Raw genomic sequence first — 1330 nt, 5'->3', positions numbered from 1 at the left:
CGCGGCCTCGAGCAGCCGGCCCGCCGCTGCCTTCTCGGCCGCGGGCATGCCCGCGCCGGCGCGCGCGAGTTCGGCCAGCAGCGCCGGCACGAGCGCCACCTGCAACGCCTGGCGCGCGGGTTCGGGAAGGGAAGCGGCGATGCCCGGCTGCCAGGCCTGCTTCGGCCGGCCGCCGCTCAGCAGCCAAGCATCGATCCCGCGCGCGCTGCCGAACAGCGCCGCCACGCCGCCCAGCACGGGCGGCGCGAGGAGGAACATCGCCCAGAACAGCACGCCGCGCGGCGGCACCAGCAGCCCGACCAGCAGGTAGGCCACCCCGGCCACCAGCATCGCGAGCATGAGGCGGCGCTGCGCGTCGGTCAGCAGCGTCTCGGGCGGCGCCGGCGAGCGGTCCTGGCGGCGCATCGTGGCCTGCGGGCGGGCGGCGGACATCGGCTCAGCCCCCCGAGGAATAGGCGCGGCCGGTCGAACCGAAGCCCGCGCGCGTGATGGTGGAGGTCGGCCGCGACACCGTGGACCCGGTCAGGCGGGACGCGTTGGGCCCCGCATAGGTGCCCATACGATTCGCCTGGCCCAGCGTGCGGCTGCCGCTGTCCCAGGCGCGCAGCGGCCCGGTGCCGACCGCCGGGCGGTAGGAGGCCGTTGGCTGGCGGTCGGCGCTCCAGGTCCAGCCCTGGTAGCGCGGGCCGATGCCGCTGCCGTAGCGCTGCACCCAGAAGGAATTGTAGCCGCCCCAGCTGCTGCGCGGCGTGGCCGCACCCGGCTGCGCCGCGACTGCCGCCGCGGCCAGCAGGGCGGCGGGCGGGATCTCGACCTCGCTGCACTGGCTCCAGGTCGCGCGGCAGGAGTCCTCGGTTGCGAAGCGGGTCGGCAGGGGCAGGTCGAAGCCTTCGCAAGCCTGCCATTCCGCCGTGCACAGCGCCTGGTCGGGATAGACCGGCGCCAGGCGGTAATAGGCCAGCGAGACCGCCAGCGGCGCGCGCGCCGTCGCGGTGTAGTCGAGGGTCGCGACCGCGCGCGGCTGGGACTGCTGGGCCAAGGTGCTGCCGGCGACGGGCGCGGGTTCGGGCAAGGCCCAGGCGGTGCCGTCGCGGTCGCGGATGACCGGCTGCACGGCGGTCATCTGCCCCGGCACGCGGGCCCAGCCGGCCAGGGCAGGGCGCCAGCTGGGCGGGACGGCGGCGAGCGTCTCGCCCTCGCAGGCGCCGCGGCCGAACAGGGTCTCGCACGCGTTCACGGTGGTGAAGCGCGGGCGCGTCTCGACCTGCTCGCGGGCCACCGCCTGCTCGAGCCGCTCGCAGCGCGCGAGGTCCTCGCCGAGGCGCCGATG

At 76.7% G+C, this 1330-nt stretch carries 2 protein-coding genes; both read right to left on the bottom strand.

The features are described from left to right. On the bottom strand, nt 1–432 hold a 432-nt coding region (locus HW578_RS26645), incomplete at its 3' end, for a hypothetical protein (RefSeq protein ID WP_198373711.1). Nucleotides 433–436: 4 nt separating this feature from the next. After that, the coding region (locus HW578_RS26640) for a DUF1190 domain-containing protein (RefSeq protein WP_198373710.1) at nt 437–1330 on the bottom strand (894 nt) is incomplete at its 5' end.

This window comes from Roseomonas rosulenta (genome assembly GCF_016106005.1).
GTDB classification, from domain to species: domain Bacteria; phylum Pseudomonadota; class Alphaproteobacteria; order Acetobacterales; family Acetobacteraceae; genus Neoroseomonas; species Neoroseomonas rosulenta.
Note: the sequence above shows the minus strand (reverse complement) of the source record. Positions and strands in the feature narration are given on the sequence as shown.